This window comes from Alcanivorax sp. 97CO-5 (assembly GCF_000524665.1).
In the GTDB taxonomy this organism is placed as follows: domain Bacteria; phylum Pseudomonadota; class Gammaproteobacteria; order Pseudomonadales; family Alcanivoracaceae; genus Alcanivorax; species Alcanivorax borkumensis.
Genome location: NZ_KI965888.1, coordinates 321,569 through 346,587, shown reverse-complemented (window position 1 = coordinate 346,587; position 25,019 = coordinate 321,569). Strand labels below are relative to the sequence as shown.

21 protein-coding genes are annotated in these 25,019 nt (G+C 54.9%); 9 read left to right on the top strand and 12 right to left on the bottom strand.

Features of this window, described 5'->3' with window-relative positions:
• The first annotated feature begins 101 nt into the window (after positions 1–101).
• Positions 102–1,838, top strand: a complete 1,737-nt coding sequence (locus tag Y017_RS07650; protein WP_035460047.1) for a hybrid sensor histidine kinase/response regulator — start codon at positions 102–104, stop codon at positions 1,836–1,838.
• On the opposite strand, the gene Y017_RS07645 is transcribed toward Y017_RS07650, so the two are convergent.
• Positions 1,835–2,446, bottom strand: a complete 612-nt coding sequence (locus Y017_RS07645) for a response regulator (RefSeq protein WP_035460045.1) — start codon at positions 2,444–2,446, stop codon at positions 1,835–1,837. The two genes, Y017_RS07650 and Y017_RS07645, sit on opposite strands and share 4 nt — an antisense overlap.
• Before the next feature lie 355 nt (positions 2,447–2,801).
• On the opposite strand from Y017_RS07645, the gene Y017_RS07640 reads away from it, so the two are divergent.
• The 3 genes from Y017_RS07640 to Y017_RS07630 are packed head-to-tail and all read left to right on the top strand — an operon-like array spanning position 2,802 to position 5,430.
• Positions 2,802–3,251, top strand: coding sequence for a response regulator (locus Y017_RS07640; RefSeq protein ID WP_035460043.1), 450 nt, complete (start codon positions 2,802–2,804; stop codon positions 3,249–3,251).
• 45 nt (positions 3,252–3,296) lie between these two features.
• Positions 3,297–4,748 (top strand): ATP-binding protein, encoded by a 1,452-nt coding sequence (locus Y017_RS07635; protein ID WP_035460041.1) that lies wholly within the window; start codon positions 3,297–3,299, stop codon positions 4,746–4,748.
• Positions 4,738–5,430 (top strand): hypothetical protein, encoded by a 693-nt coding sequence (locus Y017_RS07630; RefSeq protein ID WP_011589793.1) that lies wholly within the window; start codon positions 4,738–4,740, stop codon positions 5,428–5,430. Before Y017_RS07635 ends, Y017_RS07630 begins: the two co-directional genes overlap by 11 nt.
• A gap of 306 nt (positions 5,431–5,736) precedes the next feature.
• Here Y017_RS07630 and Y017_RS07625 read toward each other — a convergent pair whose 3' ends face one another.
• Positions 5,737–8,802: an efflux RND transporter permease subunit gene (locus tag Y017_RS07625; RefSeq protein WP_035460038.1), complete on the bottom strand. Its 3,066-nt coding sequence runs from the start codon at positions 8,800–8,802 to the stop codon at positions 5,737–5,739.
• Positions 8,803–8,815: 13 nt separating this feature from the next.
• Positions 8,816–10,018 (bottom strand): efflux RND transporter periplasmic adaptor subunit, encoded by a 1,203-nt coding sequence (locus tag Y017_RS07620; RefSeq protein WP_081737588.1) that lies wholly within the window; start codon positions 10,016–10,018, stop codon positions 8,816–8,818.
• Between the two features lie 137 nt (positions 10,019–10,155).
• On the opposite strand from Y017_RS07620, the gene Y017_RS07615 reads away from it, so the two are divergent.
• Both Y017_RS07615 and Y017_RS15565 read left to right on the top strand, forming a co-directional pair.
• Positions 10,156–10,806, top strand: coding sequence for a TetR/AcrR family transcriptional regulator (locus Y017_RS07615; RefSeq protein ID WP_011589796.1), 651 nt, complete (start codon positions 10,156–10,158; stop codon positions 10,804–10,806).
• Positions 10,713–11,189 carry an STAS/SEC14 domain-containing protein gene (locus Y017_RS15565; RefSeq protein ID WP_307188438.1) on the top strand — a complete coding sequence of 159 codons (477 nt, stop codon included), beginning with the start codon at positions 10,713–10,715 and terminating at the stop codon, positions 11,187–11,189. The genes Y017_RS07615 and Y017_RS15565 overlap by 94 nt, the downstream gene beginning before the upstream one ends.
• Before the next feature lie 143 nt (positions 11,190–11,332).
• Here the strand turns inward: Y017_RS15565 and Y017_RS07605 are convergent, their stop codons facing one another.
• The 4 genes from Y017_RS07605 to glnK form a co-directional block, all read right to left on the bottom strand.
• A complete protein-coding gene (locus Y017_RS07605) occupies positions 11,333–11,776 on the bottom strand; it encodes a GAF domain-containing protein (protein ID WP_011589799.1) in 444 nt (147 codons plus the stop codon).
• A gap of 613 nt (positions 11,777–12,389) precedes the next feature.
• Entirely contained in the window at positions 12,390–13,586 is a 1,197-nt protein-coding gene (locus Y017_RS07595) for a class I SAM-dependent rRNA methyltransferase (RefSeq protein WP_035460030.1), read from the bottom strand.
• 226 nt (positions 13,587–13,812) lie between these two features.
• On the bottom strand, positions 13,813–15,060 hold the full coding sequence (locus Y017_RS07590) for an ammonium transporter (RefSeq protein WP_035460027.1): 1,248 nt from the start codon (positions 15,058–15,060) through the stop codon (positions 13,813–13,815).
• Between the two features lie 73 nt (positions 15,061–15,133).
• Positions 15,134–15,472, bottom strand: a complete 339-nt coding sequence (gene glnK, locus Y017_RS07585) for a P-II family nitrogen regulator (protein ID WP_008930504.1) — start codon at positions 15,470–15,472, stop codon at positions 15,134–15,136.
• 311 nt (positions 15,473–15,783) lie between these two features.
• On the opposite strand from glnK, the gene Y017_RS07580 reads away from it, so the two are divergent.
• Entirely contained in the window at positions 15,784–16,032 is a 249-nt protein-coding gene (locus Y017_RS07580; RefSeq protein WP_035460023.1) for an accessory factor UbiK family protein, read from the top strand.
• A gap of 167 nt (positions 16,033–16,199) precedes the next feature.
• Positions 16,200–17,696: a YifB family Mg chelatase-like AAA ATPase gene (locus Y017_RS07575; protein WP_011589803.1), complete on the top strand. Its 1,497-nt coding sequence runs from the start codon at positions 16,200–16,202 to the stop codon at positions 17,694–17,696.
• A gap of 113 nt (positions 17,697–17,809) precedes the next feature.
• On the opposite strand, the gene Y017_RS07570 is transcribed toward Y017_RS07575, so the two are convergent.
• The 5 genes from Y017_RS07570 to Y017_RS07550 all read right to left on the bottom strand — a co-directional run bounded on the left by Y017_RS07570 (position 17,810) and on the right by Y017_RS07550 (position 22,879).
• Complete coding sequence (locus Y017_RS07570; RefSeq protein ID WP_011589804.1) at positions 17,810–19,009, bottom strand: acyl-CoA dehydrogenase family protein; 1,200 nt, start codon at positions 19,007–19,009, stop codon at positions 17,810–17,812.
• Positions 19,010–19,087: 78 nt separating this feature from the next.
• The gene (locus tag Y017_RS07565) at positions 19,088–19,843 is read right to left on the bottom strand and encodes an SDR family NAD(P)-dependent oxidoreductase (protein ID WP_011589805.1); all 756 of its coding nucleotides are present in this window, start codon (positions 19,841–19,843) and stop codon (positions 19,088–19,090) included.
• A 64-nt stretch (positions 19,844–19,907) separates the two neighbouring features.
• Positions 19,908–20,396 carry an NUDIX hydrolase gene (locus Y017_RS07560; protein ID WP_035460021.1) on the bottom strand — a complete coding sequence of 163 codons (489 nt, stop codon included), beginning with the start codon at positions 20,394–20,396 and terminating at the stop codon, positions 19,908–19,910.
• A gap of 215 nt (positions 20,397–20,611) precedes the next feature.
• On the bottom strand, positions 20,612–21,658 hold the full coding sequence (locus Y017_RS07555) for an AraC family transcriptional regulator (RefSeq protein ID WP_011589807.1): 1,047 nt from the start codon (positions 21,656–21,658) through the stop codon (positions 20,612–20,614).
• A 531-nt stretch (positions 21,659–22,189) separates the two neighbouring features.
• Positions 22,190–22,879 carry a pseudouridine synthase gene (locus Y017_RS07550; RefSeq protein ID WP_011589808.1) on the bottom strand — a complete coding sequence of 230 codons (690 nt, stop codon included), beginning with the start codon at positions 22,877–22,879 and terminating at the stop codon, positions 22,190–22,192.
• 110 nt (positions 22,880–22,989) lie between these two features.
• Here Y017_RS07550 and rep point away from each other — a divergent pair, with 110 nt between their 5' ends.
• Positions 22,990–25,011, top strand: coding sequence for a DNA helicase Rep (gene rep, locus Y017_RS07545; protein WP_011589809.1), 2,022 nt, complete (start codon positions 22,990–22,992; stop codon positions 25,009–25,011).
• The last annotated feature ends 8 nt before the right edge of the window (positions 25,012–25,019 follow it).

Here is a 25,019-nt window from a genome sequence, read left to right as displayed (position 1 = left end):
TTGGCTTCTTCACCCTGATGGGTGAATTTCACCCGAGGGCGCTTACATGCCGTAATAATCGGGCTAGACTGGGTGCCAGTCATTTTACAAACCCGCCAGCCATGCCAGAAACCCTTCGTCGTGCGGTGACGGAAAACCGCGAACGCATCCTTCAGGAGCGCCACAACCTGTTCATGGAAGAGGTGGGGTCACGCATGGTGCTGTCGTTTTTTATTGCAGCGGCACTGCCATTATTTTTTCTGAAGCTGCGTACAGAGCCGCCCTTTATCGGCTGGTATACCGTGCTGCTTTGTGTCGCAGCACAATCTTTTTTCCTCATCCGGTTTTACAACGCCCATCGGGAACACGAAGCGCCTAAAACCCGGAAATGGCATCGGCTAAACCTCTACCTTGCCGTGATCTGGGCGATACTGTGGTCAAGTTTCCCTTATCTCTTCCTGCAAGGGGCCACGCCGGTAACCCTGCTGACCTGTCTGGTTATCCTCTCGGTGGCCACCTCGATCCCGTCTGTATCCATGGGTGTGTATCCGGATATTTTTATCAGTTTCATAACACCGGTTTATCTCGCCTGGCTGGCCTTTATTCTGATTTACGTACCGCAAGCGCCAGGGATCATAAAAATCATTCCGTTGGCCAACCTGATTTCCATGATCGTGTTTAGTCTTTATGTTCACCGCACACAGATCAGCACTATCGCCCTGCGAATTGAAGCAGAACAGGCCAAAGAACGTGCCCGCAAGGCCAGTGAAAGCAAAACCCGGTTTCTGGCCGCCGCTAGCCACGACCTGAGGCAACCGCTGCAGGCGGCCACCCTGTATGCCGCCATGCTGAAAAACAATGCCGACCCACAACCCGATATCGTCGACAAGCTGGATACCGCCATTGGCTCCTGCAATGAACTGCTGGGGCACTTGCTCATGCTGTCGCGCTTGCAGTCCAGGCGACTAAAACCCCGCAAACGCATTATCAGCCTACTGGACACCTTGCAGCCCATCCTTGATGAAATTCGACCACAGGCAAACGCAAAGCAACTGGCTGTGGTCACCAAAAATCTAGCCGGCCAGCATGTGTTCGCCGATGGGGTCATGCTCGCTCGCATTGTCCGCAACCTGGTCAATAATGCCCTCAAATACACCGAGCGCGGGCATATTCGTATTGCCGCCCGGCAGCAGGACAATCAATTGTTGCTGGACATCGCAGACACCGGCATCGGGATTGACGAAATCTATCAGTTCGAGGTGTTCGACGAATTCATGCAGATAGACAACGACCAACGTTGGATCCAGAACGGACTAGGGCTGGGCCTCGCCATCGTCAGCCGACTGGCTGCACTGTGCGACATTCCGTTCAATATGCAGTCACGCAAGGGCGAAGGCACCACCTTCACGTTGACGTTACCGGCGGCGGCCTCCAGCCAGACACAGCCCGCTCACAACGTGGTCAATGCGCTGCCACTGTTTGAAACACTGACCGTGCTATTGATAGATGATGACAAAAGGGTTACAGAAGCCCTGAGCAGCCTGCTGGGCAACCTGGGCGCAACAGTAACTGCCCACCACTCGCTGGAGCCAGCCATGCAGGCATTGAAAAAGCGAGGCGCGCCACCTTCAGTGGTCATTACCGATGATCAGATAGGACCGCATACCAATGCGGGCTCGGTCATCGCCGCGGTAACCGCATTGTTCCGCCAGCCAATTCCCGCCCTGATCATCACCGGCAATACCGATCCGCAATTCATTCAGTCCTTGCCGGAGGACATTGATGTGCTGTTCAAACCGGTAGCAGCGGATACGCTAACCGCAAAACTGGAGGAAATGATGTCCTCCAAGAAAAGCTAAAGCAGGCCTATCTGGCGGGCTTTTTCGATACAGGCGGTGCGGTTAGGCACGTCCAGTTTTTCGTAGAGTAGTCGCAAGTGGGTCTTGATGGTGTTCACGCTGACGAACAGCTGGCGGGCGATTTCCTTGTTACCATGACCTTCCTGGAGCATGGTCAGAATGGCCAACTGCTGACGGGTGAGGGTGAGCGCTTCTTCCGGGGCAGCCCCGGCCATCAAGCGGAAGGATTCAGAAAAGTAGCTGCGGCCGGCCATGATCTCCCGGATGGCAAAGAGGATCTGTTCCACGGACTCACTCTTGTCCACGAAACCATTCACCTTCAGCTGCACCGCACGGCGCACGGTGGCTTCCGTGGCAGAGCCAGAGCACACCAGCACCTTCGCCCCTCCCACCAGGCGACCGATCAGGCTCCACAGGGTCAGACCATCAAGATGCGGCATCGTCTGGTCAAGAATTACCAGATCATACAACGGTAAGAATTGACGATTATCCAGCAACCATTTTGGCTGCTCGCAGGTAGTAATCATTGCCTCAGCATAGGCATTCTTGAGCGTAACGCTTAACGCATCAGCAAATAACGGATGATCATCAACAATCAGAATCTTCAACGGTACAGCCTTATCCCAACCCTGCCGATAAGGTTATAAAAAAGCGGTATACATTTCCACGGGAAAGACCCGCACATTGATCAGCCACGCCCCCTTCCCTAGTTGGTTTTTTTCACGTTTACGCTGTGATTTTGATGATTTTCTTGCCTGCCTGACAAACGGCTATCCGGGTCGCATGAGCGGGCCCTTATCGTTACCCGCTCTAATTGTCACCCCCCGGAGCGGGGGGTATCGTAAAACCTAATACTCCCGTCCCTGTCCTGTCGACACATAGGGCAGGACGCAATGTTGCTGAGCGCACGCAGTCGCCGACAGGACGCCAGCGTAATATCACGCTGTGAATGAGAGATTCATCATGTATCAGGTCATGATCGTGGATGATGAGGAGTACATCCTCAAAGCCTTGAAACGCACCATCAATACCTACACCGACTGGGATGTCGAGACCTATCAGAGCCCCCACGAAGCCCTGCGCCGGGCACGCACCACGGTTTTCGATGCGGTCATCACCGACTATATGATGCCGGAAATGAACGGTTTGGAGCTGCTTCAGGAACTGCGCGAGCTGCAGCCGGATACTATTCGCATTGTGCTGACCGGGGTGATCGACATCGAAACGGTCATGTCGGCCATTAACAAGGCCGGTGCATTTCGCTTTATCCCCAAACCTTGGGATGACGAGCAACTCCTCGACAACATTCGTGAAGGCTTAAAATTCCGTGACATTCTTTTGGAAAATCGAATGCTCGCAGAAACGGTTCGGGAGCAACAAGAAGCCTTGCGTAGTATGGGTTATGAGGGCTAGGCCCTTAACTTTTCGCCCTTCAAACAACTAATAACGGCTCGGCGCATGAACAGCTTGCTGGACAAAACGAGTATTGGCTTTGGCATGGAAGCTCAAGGGCTATTTTTAGTGTCCTCTACGGTCATCCTGCTGATCATTATTTTCTTTTTGTATAAAACCTACCGCACCTCAATTAACGTGGAAGCTAAACTGACAGAGTTCTCGGCGTTAACGGATAACCCGTTCGGCCGCAAGCTGCATTTGATCGAGGTAAATGCTGACGAATACAAACTGAACAAAGCTCTACTTGGCCCACTGGCGCGCATTATCGACGAATACTGTGTACTGACAACCGACCGCCACGGCACCATAACCTTTGCCAACGGTAAGTTTCTCGCTCTCAGCGGTCACTCTTTTTCACAACTTATCGGTCAGAACGAAAAGATCAATCATCCTGAAGATGATTCCCTACCGCTCATGCGTTGCGGGCAGGCGCTATCTGGTGTGTGGAACGGGGAGGTATGCAACCGTCATGCAGACGGTAGCCGTTACTGGATGAACATGTTCCTATTTCCTCTTTCTTACATTTCCGATGAAGACGACGGCTATATTTATTTCGGCACCGATATCACCGACATCAAAACCGAAAACAATCAACTAATGCAGGAGGTGAAAGACAAGAGCCAAAAACTGGATCAGGTGGAATCGCTGCTATTACACTCGGAAAAAATGGCCTCATTGGGAACCATATCGGCAGGTATTGCCCACGAAATAAATAATCCTATCGCCTATATTTCTTCCAATTTGAATCGCAGCCGGGATTACCTCAACTCCATGGCAGGTCTTATTAAGGGACTTAAAAAGCGTATCAGCAATGATCAGTTCCAGAAATTTCTAAGCACTGCAGAAAACCTGAATATAGACACAAAAAAGCTGGCCTTCATGATGGAAGATTATCCTGCACTGCTGAATGAAACCGAGGAAGGGATTGAGCGGATCAAGAAAATCATTCGCGACTTAAAGCACTTCTCCCATAACCAGCCAGAAGCGTTCTGCCCTACCGATATTCCTGCCTGCCTAGCGATTGCGTTGAACCTAGCCAAACATGAAATTAAAAATCGGATTACGGTTACTCACACTCTACCCGATTCTCTACCTACGATTAGTGGATCGGCAAGCCAGCTGTCGCAAGTGTTCATGAATCTGTTCGTCAACGCAGCCCAGGCTATCGAAGACAAAGGTCACATCACTATTGCAGCCCAGTGCGATGAAAAATGGTGCACTCTGACCATTGCCGACGATGGACCAGGCATTGCCGATGAATTCCTACAGCAGATCTTCGAACCCTTCTTCACCACCAAGCCCATAGGCCAGGGCACCGGTCTTGGGCTGTCCATCTCCCATGACATCATTCAGCACCACGGCGGCACCATGACTGTGGCAAGTCAACTCGGCGCCGGTACCATTTTTACGATCCGGCTACCGCTAAAGCAGACCGACCGGGCCGATGCAGCCTGATTTCGTCTACACTCTGACCACGCCGACGGGGTGGCAACAACGCATCCGTATTTCTCTGTTAGAAGAGCACGGCGCCATTGCCATTCCCGATACGTTTACCCCCCCCGACTGGGCCGCGCTGAGCTATAACCAGTGCAGTCACTGCCCATTGAACCCTCACGAAAATCGCTATTGCCCCATTGCCCGTAACCTGGCCTATCTGTTGCCGGAATCTGCGCTAGGGGATTCGTTTCAAGCAGTACTTTTGGACGTGGAAACGCCCCAACGACGTTACCAACAAGAGACCACCCTGCAGCGGGCTCTGAGCTCCCTGTTTGGGCTGATCTGCGCGCTGAGCGACTGCCCGCATACACGCTTTCTGCGGCCCATGGCCCACTTCCATCTTCCACTGAGTAGCGACACGGAAACGCTTGTGCGCACCGCCAGCTTGTATCTGTTGCATCATTACATTCGCAACCGCCAACAACCTGAACAAGCCGTGTCTCTGGATGGGCTAAATGACCGTTACCGCGCACTCAATGAACTAAATCGTTGCTTTACCGACCGCCTACGCCAGCATGGAGAATCAGACGCATCCGTGAATGCACTCGTGTTGCTGAGTATCACCACACGGGAAATGCACTGGAATTTGGAAGAAGAGCTGGGGAACTTGGCCGCACTGTTTGATGACAGCGATGCTTAGCGGGGTTCTGGAGAGCCCCTGACGTACTCTTCATGCACGCCGTTTTATCGACGACAAACGTCCGCTCCTAACTGTAATCCATCCCTGGCGATGAGGGCCGTCACACCCTCGTCGAGCCCAGCCGAGCGACGTTAATCTTCTGTGCCATTGGTTTTATGACAAAAAAATACCCATCGAGATTTTGCCGTCATCCCCATACGCGAGACCTGATGATTGTACCCGGCAGGCACCCGCACCGGCCCACCACACTCCCCCCGGCAAATGCCGGGGTAAGAGGAAACTATCGGGCAACAGAGTCAACGCCCGTTATTGTGCATCCGCATGCTCTTCCTTGACCCGGAACCAAGCCGCGTACAATGCGGGCAGAAACAATAAAGTTAGAGCCGTGGCCACAATCAGCCCACCCATAATCGCCACCGCCATGGGGCCGAAGAAGACACTGCGCGACAACGGTATCATAGCCAGCACTGCCGTCAGAGCCGTCAACACGATAGGTCGGAAACGGCGTACCGTGGACTCAATAATCGCATCCCAAGCGGTAAGACCCTGCTCCATATCCTGCCCAATCTGATCCACCAGGATCACCGCATTACGCATGATCATCCCCGCCAACGCGATGGTGCCCAGCATGGCCACAAACCCAAACGGTTTCTGGAACAGCAACAAGAAGAACGTCACCCCGATCAGCCCCAGAGGTGCTGTGATGAAGACCATCAGCGACAACGGGAAGCTGCGCAGTTGCAACATTAACAGAGTAATCACTACCAGAATGAACAACGGCATCCCTGCATTCACCGATTTCTGACCCCGCGCGGATTCCTCCACTGTACCGCCCACTTCTAGCAGATAGCCTGGCGGTAAGTCCGCCTGAACCTGGGACAACTCAGGCATGATTTGCTGCATCAGCGTAGCGGGCAGCACATCGCCTTTCACATCCGCCAATACGGTCACAGTGGGCAGCCGGTCACGGTGCCAAATAATCCCTTCTTCGAAACCGGACTCCAGTGTCGCCACCTGATTCAACGGCACACTACGCCCACTGGCGGTCTGCACCGCAAGATTGCCAAGCAAACCCAGCGCATGGCGTTCATTGCTGTCACCGCGAACTTCAACATTAATTAATTCATTATCTTCACGGTACTGGCTGACCGCCACGCCGGAGAGAGAGGCCTGCAACGCAGTAGACAAATCCGAAGTCGTAATGCCAAGCGTACGCGCCCGATCCTGATCAATGATTAGCCGCACAACCTTGCTGGGCTCTTCCCAATCAAGGTGCACATTGGCAGTCTGGCCGTTGTCGCGCACTTTCTCCGCAACACGCCGGGCCAATTCACGTACTTGAGGAATATGTTCACCGGAAATACGTAACTGTATCGGGTACCCCACCGGCGGACCATTTTCCAATCGCGACACCCGAGTACGTACCGCCGGGAATTCCCGGTCAAGAGTGTTTATCAACCAATCGCGCACTTGCTCGCGATCATCCACATTACGAGTAAGCACCACAAACTGAGCGACACTAGCAGCAGGCAACTTCTGATCCAACGACAAGTAATAACGTGGCGAGCCGCTCCCCATGTAACCCACGTAATTTTCGATCATGTCGTTTTCACCAAGCATCTCTTCCAAACGCAGGGCCTTTGCCTGTGTCGCTGTTAGCGATGCGCCCTCTTCTAACTTCATATCCACCATCAGTTCAAGCCGGCCAGACGGCGGGAAAAACTGCTGCGGAACAGCGCTGAACAAAATAATAGAGAACACAAAAATACCAACGGTTAGCCCGATCACCGTTTTGCGGTACCGCACACACCGCTCCACCCAGCTGCGAAAACGCCGGTAAAAAGGCTTCTGATAGGGATCATGCACATCACCACTGGCATCACGGCGAGCCAAGCTGGGAAGCAACTTCTCACCCAGGTAGGGAACAAAAACCACCGCTGTAACCCAGGACGCCAACAAGGCAATAGTGACCACCTGGAAAATAGAACGCGTATATTCACCAGTACTGGACTGGGCCGTGGCAATAGGCAGGAAGCCTGCTGCTGTAATCAAGGTGCCTGTAAGCATCGGAAAGGCGGTACTCGTCCAGGCAAAACCTGCAGCTTTGATGCGACTGAAGCCCTGCTCCATTTTTATCGCCATCATTTCCACTGCGATGATGGCATCGTCCACCATTAAACCCAGCGCCAGTACTAGTGCACCAAGAGAAATCTTGTGTAAACCAATGTCAAAATACTTCATTGCCGCAAATGTCATCGCCAACACCAGCGGAATAGAGAGCGCCACCACAAGCCCCGTTCTCCACCCCAACGAGAAAAAGCTCACTAGCAACACGATGACCAGCGCTTCCATCAATACTTGAACAAATTCTCCCACCCCAGCTTCTACCGCCGCAGGCTGATCAGAAACCTGACGAAGCTCCATGCCGATTGGCAGGCTTTGTTGCAACTTGGCAAAGGTGCGATCCAAATTTTCGCCAAGCTTGAGAATATCGCCACCGTCTTTCATGGAAACGGCAATACCAATGGCATTTTCTCCCATAAATCGCATACGTGGTTGCGGCGGATCGCTGAAGCCACGATACACTCTTGCGATATCACCTAAACGCAGCGTGCGATTTTCTACTTGAATAGGAAAATTGCGAATATCGTCCACGCTGGTGAATTCACCGGTCACCCGGATGCGAACGCGACTGCTGGGTGTTTCAAAAAAACCCGCGTCTGACACGGCATTCTGTGACTGCAATGCCTGCTGCACTGTGATTAACGGGATTCCCAAGGACGCCAGTTTGGTGTTGGCAATTTCCACCCATATTTTTTCATCTTGAAGACCAACTAACTCCACCTTACCCACGTCGTCCACTCGCTGCAGAGCAAGCTGCAAACGGTCGGCGTAGTCTTTCATAATGGCATAATCAAACCCCTTTCCCGTCAACGCATAAATGTTGCCGAAGGTTGTGCCGAATTCATCGTTGAAAAAAGGGCCTTGAACGTCTTGGGGTAAGGTGTGACGAATATCACCGATCTTCTTGCGCACCTGATACCAGAGATCAGTGATATCTTTGGAGCGCATATCATCCCGGGCCTTGAACATAACCAGCGACTGACCAGGGCGCGAATAGGACGTAATCCGCTCGAAATCTCCGGTCTCCATCAATTTCTTTTCCACCCGTTCGGTAATTTGCCGGGAGACTTCTTCGGCGCTGGCACCGGGCCAAAGTGTATTGACGGTCATCAGTTTGAAGGTAAAGGGGGGATCTTCACTCTGGCCCAACTTGCCATAGGAAATGGCCCCCAAGGCGCCGAGCAAAATAATGGCATAAAGCACTAGCGTTCGGTTTTTTAGCGCCCATTCGGAGAGATTGAACGACATAGTCATACTCCCCTTATTGGTCCGCGCCCGGACCTGACTGCGCACCGGTTTCACTATTAGATTCTACAGCTCCGGTAGATTCTAGCTGCGAAGCCAAAGCGGTTTGCTTCAGATCTAACCGGCGATTCTGACGGTCCACAGGGATCACAGCTTGCCCTTCACGTAGCAAATGCGTGCCTGCACTGACAACCCAATCCTGCGGCTGCAAACCCCGCAGCACTGGTACTATCTGTTCTTGGTAGGGTCCCACTTCCACCGGCGCCTTATGCACAAGGCCCGTATCTGGGTTTATCACCCACACATAGGTAGCCTCGCCTTCAGCCGTCAATGCCGATAGCGGGATACTGAGTATATCTGCATTCGCCACACCGCTAACAAAGACCCGGGCAGACTGGCCCAGATCTGCGCCGACCGTCGTATTCTCAAAAGCAACCCGAGCTTCAAAGGTTCGCGAGCGAGGGTCCGCCGCAGGAGACAATTCCCGAATTTTTCCTTCGAACACTTGACCGGGCCGGGACCACAACTCGATGCCCACCGGCATACCAATTTTAAAATGGCCTACATCCTGTTCCGGCAGATCAATACGCACTTCACGGTCGCCATCCACAGCCAGCACAAACACCGCCTGCCCTGCTGCAACAACCTGACCAGCTTCCGCCAAACGCTGTGCTATCACGCCATCACGGGGAGCTTTCAACGAGGCATAGTCTGCCTGATTACGAGCCACATTCAGGTTAGCCCGCGCCTGACGCAATTGCGCCACACTAGCGTCATAACGACTCTCAAATGAGTCAAATTGGGAACGGCTAATCACATTGCGTTCCATCAGTTCGCGGTAGCGTTCCAGTTCACTATTGGCCAACTTGTGGTCAGCTTGAGCGGAGGCCATCTGGGCACGGGCAGCATCTAGCTTCAAACTCACATCATCCGTATCCAGCTTGGCGAGCACCGTGCCTTCACTCACCCGATCCCCCACATCCACCAACCGTTGGCTAATCTTGCCACCGATACGGAAGCCCAGTTCCGGCTCATAGCGGGCGCGAATTTCTCCGGGAAATACATCCTGGGTAGGATCCGCCGAGAGAGGCTGGGCTACCAACGCCGGGCGGGCAGGTACCTTGTTTTCAGACTCAGGCTCTGAGCAACCCTGCAAAGACAACAGCCCTGCCGCCATTCCCGTGGCAATCAACCCCGGCAGCAATAAAGAACGAAACATGACAGGCACCCTCATTATTGATCCCACCTCATTAAGTGGCTCTGCTTGTGATGCAGATTCTGCCGGGCTTAACTTGCCGGCATGCTATACTCGGCAGTATAGTAATTTTATTAAACTGAACCGTCCAGTATTGAAATATGATTGACAGTGTTTCCCCAGATCAACCCAATCCTCGCGGGCGCCCTAAAGACCCGGCAAAGCGCACCGCCATCCTTAAGGCGGCTACAGCGTTGTTTCTCAAGCATGGGTTTACCGGCACTAGCATGGATGCCGTGGCCAAGCAGGCTGGTGTCTCCAAACTCACGGTTTATAGCCATTTTAGTGATAAAGAGACGCTATTTTCGTCAGCGATTGAGACGACATGTCACAACTTACTTCCCATGCCTATCTTCGCACTGGAACCGCACCTTTCGATTCGCGCCACCCTGACCAAAATTGGCCTAGCGTTTCTACAACTGATTCATACACCCAAGGTAGTTGAACTACAGCGACTAATGACCAGCCAAGCGACACAGGACCCGGCCATGTCACAGCTATTTTTCGAGGCGGGGCCACAACGTACCGTCACCGCCATGGAAAACTTGGTACGCAAAGGTAATAACATTGGGCTCCTGCAGGCGGACAACCCCAAGCAAGCCGCAGAGAATTTCTTCAGCTTGCTGCAAGGCTGTGAGCACATGCGCGTGATGATCGGCTGCAATGCGCCCATGACAGCCAGCGAAGCGAAACCCCATGCCGAACAAGTTGTAGATATGTTTCTGCGGGCTTACGGGAAGGAAAAGGAATAATCACGTTTAGCGGGAAAACCAAAGTTCATCACGAAGCGCAAGATATCCGGAACCTGGCTATCCAACACACCTCGCGGCTCAATCCCGGAGACACCGCTGGTGTCAGCGCCCACGGAGAACTCACCGCCGAGGACTACCGAAAAGTACTAGCACCGGCCATCGAAGGCGCTCTGAGCCAGCACGACAAAATTAACCTGCTCTACGAAATCGGGCCCACCTTTGACAGTTTCTCAGCCGGAGCCATGTTGCAGGATGCCTTGGTCGGCCTTCGTCACCCGCTCAGTTGGCACCGCATCGCCGTCGTCACCAGCCACGACTGGATCAGCAATGTCGCTCAACAGGCAAGCGCGCTGATTCCCGGCGAAGTGAAAGCCTTTAAATAGAGGCCGAACAGAAAAACGCACTGGCCTGGTTGGCGAGCGAATAAGGCAAAGCTTCGCACTGTTAACGGCGAATATATCAACACCATGGCATGGCAACTTACTTTGCCTTTTATTTACTCGTGGCTAGAAGCTCACAAGCGCTTCTAGCCCGCCCACCGTACGCTCAACTTGAGCGCATCCAATAAATCCCGGCCTCCGTTGTGAAGCTCCCTGATATCTTTCAGAAAAAACGTTTTTTTCACCCTTGTTTGCACCACCAACACACCGTAGAGGACGCTGTCGCATTCCAGCGGAATGCCCAGGTAACTGCGGAAATGTTCTTCATCCGAACCGGGCACATAGAAATAATCCATATGAGCCTGCACGTCCCGCGCCACCACAGTACTTCGGGTGCGAGCCACCTTGCCTGTCAATCCTTGGCTATACGTTAGAGTAGCCCCCAGCACACGCTGATTCAGACCACTGGTGGCAACGATTTCCAAGCTTTTTCGGCTGCTATCGGCCTGATACAGGCTGCACACCTGCACGTTCAATTTCTTCCTCACTGCATCCACACGGGCATGCATAAAATCCGGGGGTAAAGACACGCGACCACCTCTCTGTTCGCCAGCGTGAATGTCAGCTCTCTATACCTTTCAATTTTCGTGCCTGCGGGCCATGCGCCCAGCAAATCAGGACGCCCCTGCACATACTCTACACTATACGCGCCCCCCTTTTGTGGAGCCCTGCGTTGTCAAAAAAAACAAAAACCGAGGCCGAGATCGTGATTTTTCTTTTTCCCGACCCGACGAAGATCGCTAGCCAGAGCTGTAGGCCCGCCCGCTAGTCCAGCAGGATAAATGATTGCATCCTATCACCGAAGAATTAGCCGCCTTCGGAAAGGCCTGATCGCTGGGGCCGCGGGTGCCGGTTGTCGCGCAGGCCCGTTTCGCTATGTGCGGGAAATTAATGCGGGGGGGCGTCGTGTTAAAACGTGTCTGGAGGTGGGCCGCATCAGCGTGAATGGTGTCGACATGATCTCCTAGAATGACGACGGGAAAACGGGAGCAAAAGAACAGCGCCGGGCACAAAAAGTGCCAAGTATGGCCATAAGAATGACCACGAACTGGGTGCTAGCCTGTGACGAGCTCAGATCATCATACCCAACCATCAACGCCGTGACTTTCAGGAACAGCGCGCGAAATCCAGCCGTAGAGACGGCTAAAGACTGAACAACACGCGGCAGAACCAGGTTTTCAGGTAGGCGGTTTCGGCAATGGCCGGGTGCACAGGATGGTCCGGCCCTTGCCCCTCATAACCCACCACCTGAATACTGCGGTCAATATGGCGAGCGCTGCTATGCACCACCTCAAGCAAGCGCTCTGCAGGCATATGCATAGAACAAGAGGCTGATACCAGGTACCCACCCGGCTTTACTAATCGCATGGCCAGCTCATTAATGGCGTGGTAACCGGCCAAGCCGTTCTTGAAATCTTTCTTGCGCTTGATAAACGCTGGCGGATCCAGCACTACCAAATCGTATTTTTCACCGTCAGCGATCAATTGCTTCATAGCCGCAAAAGCATCGCCCTGAATGCTCCCCACGGTATCGGCAACACCGTTCAGCTGCGCATTACGGTGCACATAATCCGTGGCGATTTCGGAACCATCCACACACGTCACCGATTCCGCCCCGGCCAATGCCGCTTGCACGCCCCAACCGCCACAATAACTGAACACATCCAACACACGAGCACCTTTGGCCAGCGCCTGCATTTTCTGGCGAGCAGCTCGGTGGTCATAGAACCAGCCGGTCTTTTGCCCTTCCGCTAAGGGCGCCACAAAAGCCGCACCATTTTCAGTGAGGCTGATTTCATCCAACAACTCGCCTTTCAACGCCTTGGTATAACGGTCTAAGCCTTCAATTTCACGGGCAACGGCTTCGTTCTTGGCGATAATATGGGTTGGCGCCAGCACCGCATCCAGGGCACTAACAATCACGTCAAGGTGGGCTTCCATGGCACCGGAACCGGTCTGCACCACCAGCACATCGTTGAAGCGATCCACCACTAGGCCGGGTAGACCATCTGCTTCGCCGTAAATCAACCGGTAGCAGGCATCGTCAAACAGTTGTTCCCGCAAGGTCAGCGCTTGCTCAATACGCTTTTTGAAAAAGCTACGCGACAGCGCCTGCTTCACATCACGGCTATACAGACGCGCCGCAATCAATGAATGCGGGCTAAGCAGGGCGCGCCCCAACGGTTTGCCACGGCTATCTTCCAGTACACAAGTACCGGCAGACAAATCCTTAAGCGGGGTATGTCGGGTATCAATCTCGTTGGCATAAACCCACAAGTGGCCCGCTTTCAGGCGACGTTCTTCATTTTTACGCAGGCGAATAACGGTTGGTTCAGTCATGGTGCACACATACTGCTGGCCGGAAAGGGAGCGATGATAGCATAGGGGAGGAATGGCACGGTCAACCACTGCGCAGTGCTGCGCACAAAAACACAAAGCGGCACTGGCAAGAAACGCCTATAGCCGCATTGTAGAAAACGCAAAAATCCGCCACTCACAAAAAAGCCCCGACCAACCGGCCGGGGCTTTTTTGTTGCATGACGCGTGTTGCTTGCTGCGCCTCTTATTAACCCTTAACAAACTCAGGGTAGGCTTCCATACCGCAGTCCGCGATATCCATGCCTTCGTACTCTTCTTCCTCGCTAACACGGATACCCATTACCACTTTCAGGATGCCCCATACCACCAGGCTTGCAACGAACACCCAAGCAAAGATAGTCACTGCACCGATCAGCTGACCAGAGAAGCTTGCGCCACCATCGTCGGTCAGCGGGTTGGTGATCGGAACCAGCATCAAGCCGAGGAAACCAACTACACCATGCACGGAGATCGCACCCACCGGATCATCGATCTTCATCTTGTCCAGAGTCAGGATGCTAAATACAACCAGCACGCCACCCAAGGCACCGAACAGGGTTGCCTGCAAAGCAGTCGGGGTAGAGGGCTCCGCAGTGATCGCCACCAGCCCTGCCAAGGCGCCGTTAAGCAGCATGGTCAGGTCGGCTTTGCCGAACAAGATGCGACCAACAATCAGCGCAGCAATGGCACCACCGGCAGCAGCCGCGTTAGTGTTCATGAACACAACCGCCACCGCGTTGGAGTCACCGACACTGGACGTTGCCAGCACAGAGCCACCATTGAAACCGAACCAGCCCAACCACAGGATGAAGGTACCCAGTGCGGCCAATGGCAGGTTAGAACCCGGGATGGCGTGTACTTCACCGTTCGGGCCATATTTGCCTTTTCGTGCGCCCAACAGCAGAACACCAGCCAAGGCAGCAGCCGCACCCGCCATGTGAACGATGCCGGAACCGGCGAAGTCAGAGAAGCCCAGGTCGCCCAAGTTATACAAACCGAACACATCCGCACCACCCCACGTCCAGGAGCCTTCCAGCGGATAGATAATGCCGGTCATAACAACCGCGAAGATCAAGAATGCCCACAACTTCATCCGTTCTGCCACCGCACCAGATACGATGGACATGGCCGTTGCGACAAACACAACCTGGAAGAAGAAATCAGCAGATGGTGCGTAGGTAGCCGCTTCTTCTGCGCCAGCAACCCCGTCGCCCACAATCCCAGAAAGGAAAATAGCACCGTCATACATGATCGCGTAACCGCACACCATGTACATGATGCTGGCGATGGCAAACAGGGCCACGTTTTTGGTGAGAATTTCCGTGGTGTTCTTGGCGCGCACCAGGCCCGCTTCGAGCATGGCAAAGCCCGCAGCCATCCACATAACTAGCGCGCCACAGATAAGGAAATAAAACGTATCCAGCGCGTATTTCAATTCAAAAATTTGGTTTTCCACAATGCAACCCTCCGAAAATGGAAGCGTGTTCTCTTAAAGCCCTGGCATGGGTCAATTCAAAACACGGTAAAACTTAAATCGCGTCCTCGCCGGTTTCACCGGTACGGATGCGAATCGCTTGCTCAAGGGAGGTAACGAAGATTTTGCCGTCACCAATTTTGCCGGTATTAGCGGCTTTCGCGATGGCTTCAATCACTTGGTCCAAGCTCGACTCGGCGATGGCCACTTCGATTTTTACCTTGGGCAAGAAATCCACCACGTACTCGGCACCCCGGTACAGCTCGGTGTGACCTTTCTGACGCCCAAAGCCTTTCACTTCAGTAACAGTGATGCCCTGCACGCCAATCTCGGAGAGTGCTTCACGCACGTCATCCAATTTGAACGGCTTAATTACGGCAGTAACCAATTTCATTTTTTTCTCCTCAGCTTTCACCGCGTCCGGTGACGTCCGTTTCTCTTCGAGCCCCGTTATGGTTCCCGATCCACATCTTGCGCGAACGCTCTGACCCAATTAGTGCACGACCCATGCCAGTTTTAAAAAATCATGCTTTATCAGTCACTTGCATCACGGCCTGGATTCATCATCCAGCCCAAGCGCGCCATTATAGCGCACCACAATGGGGCAGGATCCAGGTTGGTGCAGAATGTCTGCCTGAGCAACCCGGTGCCTCACCCCCGCACACCGTGCTACCATCCGCGCATCATTACAAGGACGCCGTTGTTATGCCTGATCAACCCTTCATCGACCGCCTTATGGCCGACATCAGCCGCCGCCTGCCTACTGACCTGGGCGGGTTGCGTAGCGAAGTAGAACGCAACGTACGCGGCGTGCTGGCAGAAACCGTCAGCCGGCTGGATCTGATTAACCGTGAAGAGTTCGATATCCAGCAGCAAGTATTGCTGCGCACCCGCGAAAAACTGGAAGCGCTGGAGAAACAGGTAGCCGAACTGGAAAAAGCACAGGACGCCTGAACTACAGCACACTTTCACTGTGGAAGCTTGCCTGCAAGCGCCCCCGGCTGCAGCCATCGCTTGGTGCGCCCAGCCCTTTTCCTACAGCCAGCATCTACACCAGCCTACAGGCACCCTGACCCCCACCCCGTACACTGCTTCACAGCCCATTGAATTTGTGAGGTATCGTGACGCATGCGCTGCTATACAGCCGGGCACCGGTAGGTATTGAAGCCCGCACCGTGCGGGTGGAAACCCATCTAGCTCCGGGTTTGCCGGCATTTACTATTGTCGGATTGGGCGATACCGCGGTACGCGAGAGCCGCGACCGAGTACGCTCTGCGCTGGTTAACAGCGGCTTCGATTTTCCCCAGCGGCGCATCACCGTGAGCTTGGCACCGGCGGATTTACCCAAGGACGGCGGTCGCTTCGACCTACCCATCGCGCTGGGTATTTTGCTGGCCAGCGGCCAATTGGGTCGCATCGACACAGACCCATTCGAATTTATTGGCGAACTCTCCCTGAACGGTTCCCTTAGCCCGGTCCCGGCTATGCTTCCCTGTGCCCTGGCTTGCCAATCCACCGGCCGCACCCTGATCGTCCCCCGTGACAACGCCGACGAAGCGGCCCTCGCCGGGGCCGGCACCATCGCCGCCGACCAACTCGCACACGTTGCTGCCCACCTGGCCGGGCAAACGCCGTTGCCGCTGCACCACTGTGACGCGCCACTGGCTGGGGTCTATCAAGGTGGCTGCCTCTCGGAGATCCGCGGCCAAGCCCACGCTAAACGGGTGCTGGAGATTGCCGCAGCTGGCGGACATTCCATGTTGCTCTGCGGACCGCCTGGTGCCGGCAAGAGCATGCTGGCATCCCGCTTACCCGGGCTGGTGCCGCCACTGAACCCGAACCAGGCACTGGAAGTGGCCGCGATTTACTCTCTACGCCAGCCTCGTGACAGCAGCCTGTTTCATCAACGGCCTTACCGAGCCCCGCACCACACCGCGTCAGCAACCGCACTGGTAGGCGGCGGCAGCTACCCGCGACCAGGTGAAATATCCTTGGCCCACCACGGCATTCTGTTTCTGGATGAATTACCGGAATTCGACCGACGGGTATTGGAGGTCTTGCGCGAACCGCTGGAAACCGGTGAAGTCAGCATTGCCCGCGCCGCCCAGCAGCTCACCTTCCCTGCCCGCTTCCAGTTGATTGCGGCGATGAACCCATGCCCCTGTGGTTATTTGGGTGATCCTGAAAAAAGTTGTGGCTACCGCTGTGAAAAAGCCAAACGCTATCAGAGCAAACTGTCCGGCCCGTTGCTGGATCGCATTGATCTGCACCTGGACGTGCCCGCCGTGGATGCCAGCGAACTTCTAGGAGATAAGCAGGGAGAGGCCAGCCACACGGTCCGCGAACGGGTTAAAGAAGCTTGGCGCCTGCAATGGTTGCGGCAAAAGCAACTGAACCGAGAACTAAAAAACGACCAGTTGGAGCCTATGCTGCGCTCTCACCGTGATTGGTTAGCCGGCGTCATGCAGCGGCTGGGGTTGTCCGCTCGTGCCCTGCACCGCAGTGCACGGGTGGCGCGAACCATTGCCGACCTGCAGGGTAGCGACAACGTGGAGCGGGACCACCTTCGCGAAGCGCTAAGTTACCGGCAAAACCTTCAGCAAAAACAGAGCTCCTAACGCCCCTTTACGAAACGTCGCTACCGTACTGACGGCCAAAGCAGAAATTTTCTGCGATGGTTAACCACAACGCCACAACCGCAAGCGACGCGCATAGCAAACACACAGCGGCCCTACACTCGCCACTTAAAGAAATCACGCTTCTCTTTCAAATACAGACGCGAGAGCACCATTTTGTGCACTTCGCTAGCGCCATCTACCAGGCGCGCCTGGCGAGCGTAGCGATAGATCCACTCCAGCAGCGTATCCTTGGAATAACCACGGGCTCCACATAATTGAATCGCCGTATCTGCCGCTTTATGTAATGTGTCCGCCACATGAATTTTTGCCATGGCAATTTCTTTCTTGGCAAAGTCTCCTTGATCCAGCATCCAGGCCGCTTGCATGGTTAACAGCCGGCCCACTTCGATTTCCTTGGCCACGTCGCCCAGCATCCATTGCACGCCTTCGTGTTCAGCAAGGGTGGTGCCGAAGCTCATGCGATTTTCTACATAACTGGCCGCTTCTTCCATGCAACGCTTGGCCAACCCCAGCCAGCGCATGCAGTGGGTCAGCCGCGCCGTGCCAAGCCGAATCTGGGTGACTTTCAAACCATCGCCCACGTCCAGTAAACGGTTTTTATCTGGGATGACCAAGCCATCGAATTTCAATTCGCAGTGGCCGCCGTGTTCCTCCGGCCCCATGATGGGAATGCGACGTACCACTTCCCAACCGGGCTGATCCGCATCGAATAAAAACGCAGTAAGCCCCTTGCGTGGGTCATCGCTGGTCTTGGCTATCAGGATAAACGTCTGCGCGCCTTCCGCGCCTGTGATAAACCATTTGCGCCCCTTGATGATCCAGTTATCACCGTCCTTGGTCGCCGAGGTGTAGGTCAACGAAGGGTCTGAACCGCAGCCACCTTCGGGTTCGGTCATGGCAAAAGCGGAACGTACCTTGCCGTCGATCATCGGCTGCAACCAACGCTCTTTCTGTTCATTATTGAGAATCTTGTTCAACATAATCATGGTGCCGTCGTCCGGCGGTGCGCAGTTAAACACAACCGGCCCAAACGGGCTGCGGGCGGCCTCTTCATACAGCACCGCCATGCCTGACACATTCACTCCCAGGCCACCGCGTTCTTTCGGTAACTGAAAACCCCACAGGCCCGCAGCTTTGGCTTTGTCGCGCAGAGCATCGACAACACTTTCCTTGAAGTTCTCATGGCCGTCGTAATTGGTCTTGTCGTTTTCTAGCGGCATGATTTCCGCTTCTACAAAGATGGCCACGCGCTGGCGCAAGCTTTCCAGTTCCTGACCCAGGGAAAAATCCATGATCATTCCTTGCTACTGATTGAAAAAAGCGCCGCTTTACCCGCAACGACGATTGCCGCGGCTAGCGGTAGGCGAGCATTAAAGAGTAGTACAAAGGTGGCCACCGTCTACGGCAATAATGGCACCACTCATGTAAGAAGACGCATCCGAGGCCAGCAATAACAACGGACCAACCAGTTCATCGATATTGCCCAACCGACGAAAAGGAATACGCTTAAGCATTTTCTCCGCCTGCGGGCTGCTAAAGAAGTCGCGATTGATATCGGTTTCCACATACCCAGGACAAATGGCATTGCAGCGAATGTTGTAGCGCGCACAATCTAGCGCCAGAGATTTGGTGAGCTGAACCACCGCTGCCTTGGAAGCGGTATAGGCCGCCACACGGCCGCCTACCCGCAAGCCAAGAATGGACGCGATATTCACGATGCTGCCTGGACGCTCATCGCGTTGCCATTGCTGAATGGCAAATTTGGAGACCGCCCAGACGCCTTTCAGATTGGTATCGATCACTCGATCCCACTCACTTTCGGCAATATTCTCGGTGGGACCTTCGTGGGAGACGCCGGCATTATTCACCACCACATCCAGTGCTGGCATGCAGCCAAAAGCCGCCTCGACGCTAGCGTGGTCGCTTACATCCATGGGCACCACGATGGCGTCTCGGCCCTGTTCACGCACGGCCTTGGCGGTATCTTCCAATTTATCTACACGACGAGCGGCCAGGACAAGGTCTGCGCCTTCTTCGGCCAGAGCCCTAGCAAAATGGGCGCCAAAGCCGCTGGAGGCCCCGGTGATGAGAATACGTTTACCGCGCACACTGAATCGCTGAGTCATAAAGCTCCCCCTGTTGATACAAAAACCTATCCAGCCAGACACCCGGCCACAAGGACGAAAACGCTCAGGAGGACGATGACAACAGCAAGGACAGCGCGTGGCGAGTATCCGGAGTGGCACCGGGCAACGCCAGCGCTTCACAGGCTGGCAGCCACTGTACGGCGACCACTTCGTCACTGAGGGACACCGCCTCAGGGCAGGCTACCGTTGATGACAGGGCGCCCCAGACGCGGTGATGAGGATTGGCAAACCAGAACCATTGCCAGCAAGAAAACTGGCGCTGCAGACCCAACTCTTCGTGCAACTCTCGCGACAACCCTTGAGCCACGCTTTCATCCGGGCGCATTACCCCACCGGCGGCCAAATCCCAGCCACCGGGATAGAAGTGCTTGTCTGCTGCCCGTTTCTGCACGCATACCCTTCCTGCTAGATCTGTCACCACCACATAGGACGCACGATGAATCAACCGCTGACGCTGCATGCGCCCACGCTGACAACTGCCGCGGGGGTGGTTATGCCGGGAAACCAGCAGAACGGGTTCGTGATGACTCATGGGTTGTTTTCTTGCTGACAAGGACGGGAACACTAGCGTTATGGCGCGGGGATTGCCAGATGAGGAACGCTGTACACAACAACACTGGACTGCCCCCATCATTTGGAACGCCGTGCCCACGGCATATCACAAACGATGATGGCGTGGGGCGGGCATGGGCCGAGCATGACTCACCACCCGCTTCGTATTGTTGCTAAAGATCGCCACTGGAAACGTTAAGGCTGGAAGTGACTCGGTGGGTGACCGGTCCATTTACGGAAGGCACGGGCGAAGTTGCTAGGATCCGCGTAGCCTAAGCGGCTGGCGACCTGTTGCACGGTAATGTTCGCCTTCAGGTACGCCATGGCTTTGGTCATACGCACTTCCTCCAACAAGGAACGGTAGCTCACACCAAGTGCATTCAAATAACGGCGCAGGGTCCGCGAGGTGACATGAAAATTACCCGCCAGTTGCTCCAAGCTGGGCAACATACCTTCCGCCTGCATCAAGCGTGCATACACCCGGCTAGCCCAGTCCTGGTCCGCCTCCAGACGCCGAAGCTCTTGCTCGCATTTCTGCGCAGCCATGTGCCGCGATGCCGGGTCGGACAAGGTGAACGGTTCGTTGAGCAAGGAATGCGGTAACCGCAGGGCGGCCACCTCAGCACCAAACTCCACCGGCATCTCCAACAGCTCACGGTATCGGTCTGCATGGGCCGGCGGCGCATAGGGCAGCTCCAGTACAACACCGCGGAAACGCTCACCCAGCAGGTAGCGAATCCCGCCCACGACTGCCGCAACCACCACTTCCAGGTAGGTTTCGCGAATATCGCCCAATAGCACACTTTCCAGAAGGCAGAAGCGAACCCCCTCGGTGGAGGACTCAATGCGCGGCACACACAAGCGAGTACGAGTCCGGAAATAACGCTCCAGCAAACGCAAAGCATCACCCAGATCCACACTGCTGATAGCTGCATAGCCCAGTAGGCCGTGGGCTGTGAGCGTGAGCTGTTGACCCAACACCAGACCCAACGCCGGGTTGCCGGTCATTTCCCGGGCCCCCACCATCACTTGGCGGAACTGCTCAAAACGCAGTGTCGGTTCCGGGTTATAGATAGCCTCTTCGGTCAACCCCACCTCACGCAGTAAACGCCGGGTGTCCACCCCCACCTCGCTGATCAGTTCGAGCAGATTGCGAACGTAGTTCACCGGCACCGGCGAACGGCCAGTGCCCGGATCAAGCTGAATAAAACGATAGCGGTTCATGGAGCCATTATACGCCACTTCTCCACCTGTCCGAAAATGACCGAAAGCTGTCTAGCCTTGCAGTTCGCGACAGCCCTTCTCTGTCTCTCTGACAATCCCTTTGCGGTAAATATCCCTATCGCAGATATCCAAGGGCAACGCGAGACAACGGGATCATCTACTTACAATCGCCAGGTTCGGCACCGATAATGCCCGCACCCTTTGTGATGTAGCAAAGAAGGGCCTCGGCCCCGCCACCTTCACGCCACGCCCACTGCATGACCTATGGTTCCTGCCCTGGGCAGCATTATCATCACCCGCATTACGACCATTGAGGTGATGGGCCGCCTTGGGGAGCGACCAAACGCCGTGGGCGTATAACGATGCCCACGCCCTAGTAAACCCGCTAAGCATTGAGCGCCGTGGACGTAATGCCGTTGCGTAGACCGTTGAAAGAAAGACATGTGGCTTGGCGCAAAGAATAAAAACGCAGGAAAAAATACCGGCAAAACATCTCCGCCTTTTCGCTTTTCCTATCAGCGCACTACCGGCACACCAGCAAAAATAGCGTCAGATACTCTCGACCTCGTCCTCAGTCAGCGCGCGATATTCCCCCGGCGCCAGAGCCGCATCCAGCTGAATCTCGCCGATCTGCTCCCGGTGCAACCCAAGCACTTTGTTACCACAGGCGGCCAACATGCGTTTAACCTGATGGTAACGCCCTTCCCGAATGGTCAGCAGCAAGCAAGCCTCATCCAACCGTTCCACCTGTGCTGGCAAAGTAGGCTTGTCTTCCCCGCGTAGCAAAACGCCCTCACGCAGCGCCTGCATATCCTCATCACTGACCGGGTCCGCACACTGCACCCGGTAACGCTTGCCGCAGGCATGGTTGGGAGAGGTAAGCCGATGGGACCACTGCCCATCGGAGGTGAGCAACACCAGGCCGGTGGTATCCCGGTCCAACCGGCCGGCCGGATGCACCTGAGCGCGCAGTTCTGGCGGCAGCAAATCCAGCACGGTGCGGTGGCCAGGATCCTCCGTGGAGCAGACCACATCCACAGGCTTGTGGAGCATCAGATAACGGTGTCCCGGCGGCTGCACCCGCTCACCGTGAACGGTCACCGCCTGATCCGGGCGCAACTGCAAATTGGCTTTGGGCTTGGCCTCCCCCTCCACCGTCACCGCACCACGGCTGATCAGCTGTTTGGCCTCCTTGCGAGTCAGGCCGGCACTGTGGGCAAGAAAATAGTCCAAACGCATGGGCAAAAAACCGTTACCAGTAAAACCGCCATGATAACCGACATAAGGTGCCGCGAGGGCATCACTGGTATCATAGCGGCCCGATTCCCGCCCAGAGTTACCGGAGCCCTATGAGCAAGCTTAACCCCCGCCAGCAGGAAGCAGTGGACTACGCGGACGGCCCTCTGTTAGTGCTGGCCGGTGCGGGCTCCGGCAAAACCAGCGTGATCACCCGTAAGATCGCTTGGCTGATCCAGGAGCGGGGCATTCCGGCACGCCATATTGCAGCGGTGACCTTTACCAACAAGGCTTCGCGGGAGATGAAAGAGCGGGTGCAACAGCTGGTCAGCCGTGACCTGACCCGGGGGCTGATTGTTTCCACCTTCCATAACCTGGGCTTGCGCATCCTCAAATCCGAGTTAAAAGCCTGCGGGCTGCGCAACGGTTTCTCCATTCTGGACGGGGCGGACAGCAAGGAAATCCTCAAGGAAATTCTTCGCCAAGGTGAATCGGAACGGGACCTGGACGCGGTGGATGTGATCCACAAACGCATTTCCAGCTGGAAAAACGCCCTGGTGCTACCCGAACAAGCAGTGAGCACTGCCGAAACCGACGAAGACCTGCGCGCAGCCATGGCCTACAGTGGCTATGATCGTATGCTGCGGGTGTGTAATGCGGTGGACTTCGACGACCTGATCCTGATGCCCGCGCGCATGTTCCACGAGCAGCCACGCATTCTGGAAAAGTGGCGCAACCGTATTCAGTACCTGCTGGTGGATGAATACCAGGATACCAACGGTGCTCAGTATGAAATGGTGAAAATGCTCACCCTGCCGGAGGGCAAATTCACCGTGGTGGGCGATGACGACCAGTCCATCTATGCCTGGCGCGGCGCCCGCCCGGAAAACCTGGCGCAGCTACAGGAAGACTGGCCGACCCTGAAGGTGGTGAAGCTGGAACAGAATTACCGTTCCACCGGGCGCATTCTTAAAGCCGCCAACACCGTCATCGCCAACAATCCCCACGAATTCGAGAAAAGCCTGTGGTCCGATTATGGTTACGGCGAACCGATCCGCTTTTCTGCTCTACGCGATGAAGAGGCTGAAACCGAATGGATCGCCAGCGACATCTTTCACCGTCGCCTACAGAAAGGGTTGCAGTGGAAAGACTTTGCCGTACTTTACCGTGGCAATTTCCAATCGCGTATTTTGGAAATGAAACTGCAAAGTCTGTCGATTCCCTACAAGGTATCCGGTGGCAAAAGTTTCTTCTCCCGCAGCGAAATTAAAGACCTGATGTGCTACTTGCGCCTGCTGGTCAATCCGGATGACGACAACGCTTTTCTACGTATCATCAACACGCCACGCCGGGAAATTGGCCCCGCCACACTGGAAAAACTGGCCACCTGGGCACTCAAGCGCGAGCAGGGTTTGTACCACGTGTGTGATGACTTCGCGCTCAGTGAGGTCATGAACCCGAAAGCCGCCGAGAAGCTACAAAAGTTCAAGGCTTGGCTCGATGCCAAGCGGCAATTCTGCTTCGGCCAGAACAGCTTGCAAGCGGTGCAAGAACTCATCACCGACATGGATTATGAAGGCTGGTTGATGCAGAACGCCTCCAGCCCACGTATCGGCGAAAAGAATATCGAAAATATCTGGCAACTGGTGCGCAGCATTGAGCGCATGCTGGAAAAACAGGAAGACGACGAAGAAGGCGCCAGCGATCTGGAATCGGTGATCAAGAAGCTGGTGCTACTGGACATGCTCGAGCAGCAGCAAGAAGAAGACGACTCCGACCGGGTGCAACTGATGACCCTGCACGCCTCCAAGGGTCTGGAATTTCCCCACGTCTACATGATGGGGGTGGAAGAAGAGTTCCTGCCCCACCGCACCAGCATTGAAGAAGACAACATCGTCGAAGAGCGCCGCCTCATGTACGTGGGCATCACCCGCGCCCGAGAAACCCTGGCCATGACTCAGGCGCTGACGCGCAAACAATACGGCGAGCGAATCGACACCACTGCCAGCCGCTTCGTGGATGAAATGCCGCAAGATGACATCGACTATCTGGGCATCGGCATTCAGAAAGATGAAGCCAAAGAAGCGGAAGTGGCCGAAGCCAGCATTGCTAATCTTCGGGCGTTACTGGATTAGGTAACGCG

What these genes read in the sequence shown, in the direction of transcription:
- Y017_RS07650 (WP_035460047.1), top strand. Translation starts at nt 102, where the DNA reads ATGCCAGAAACCCTTCGTCGTGCGGTGACGGAAAACCGCGAACGCATC.
- Y017_RS07595 (WP_035460030.1), bottom strand. Translation starts at nt 13,586, where the DNA reads ATGACTGAACCAACCGTTATTCGCCTGCGTAAAAATGAAGAACGTCGC.
- Y017_RS07625 (WP_035460038.1), bottom strand. Translation starts at nt 8,802, where the DNA reads ATGTCGTTCAATCTCTCCGAATGGGCGCTAAAAAACCGAACGCTAGTG.
- Y017_RS07615 (WP_011589796.1), top strand. Translation starts at nt 10,156, where the DNA reads ATGATTGACAGTGTTTCCCCAGATCAACCCAATCCTCGCGGGCGCCCT.
- Y017_RS07565 (WP_011589805.1), bottom strand. Translation starts at nt 19,843, where the DNA reads ATGACTCAGCGATTCAGTGTGCGCGGTAAACGTATTCTCATCACCGGG.
- Y017_RS07620 (WP_081737588.1), bottom strand. Translation starts at nt 10,018, where the DNA reads ATGTTTCGTTCTTTATTGCTGCCGGGGTTGATTGCCACGGGAATGGCG.
- rep (WP_011589809.1), top strand. Translation starts at nt 22,990, where the DNA reads ATGAGCAAGCTTAACCCCCGCCAGCAGGAAGCAGTGGACTACGCGGAC.
- Y017_RS07635 (WP_035460041.1), top strand. Translation starts at nt 3,297, where the DNA reads ATGAACAGCTTGCTGGACAAAACGAGTATTGGCTTTGGCATGGAAGCT.
- Y017_RS07630 (WP_011589793.1), top strand. Translation starts at nt 4,738, where the DNA reads ATGCAGCCTGATTTCGTCTACACTCTGACCACGCCGACGGGGTGGCAA.
- Y017_RS07580 (WP_035460023.1), top strand. Translation starts at nt 15,784, where the DNA reads ATGCCTGATCAACCCTTCATCGACCGCCTTATGGCCGACATCAGCCGC.
- Y017_RS07550 (WP_011589808.1), bottom strand. Translation starts at nt 22,879, where the DNA reads ATGCGTTTGGACTATTTTCTTGCCCACAGTGCCGGCCTGACTCGCAAG.
- Y017_RS07560 (WP_035460021.1), bottom strand. Translation starts at nt 20,396, where the DNA reads ATGAGTCATCACGAACCCGTTCTGCTGGTTTCCCGGCATAACCACCCC.
- Y017_RS07640 (WP_035460043.1), top strand. Translation starts at nt 2,802, where the DNA reads ATGTATCAGGTCATGATCGTGGATGATGAGGAGTACATCCTCAAAGCC.
- Y017_RS07570 (WP_011589804.1), bottom strand. Translation starts at nt 19,009, where the DNA reads ATGGATTTTTCCCTGGGTCAGGAACTGGAAAGCTTGCGCCAGCGCGTG.
- glnK (WP_008930504.1), bottom strand. Translation starts at nt 15,472, where the DNA reads ATGAAATTGGTTACTGCCGTAATTAAGCCGTTCAAATTGGATGACGTG.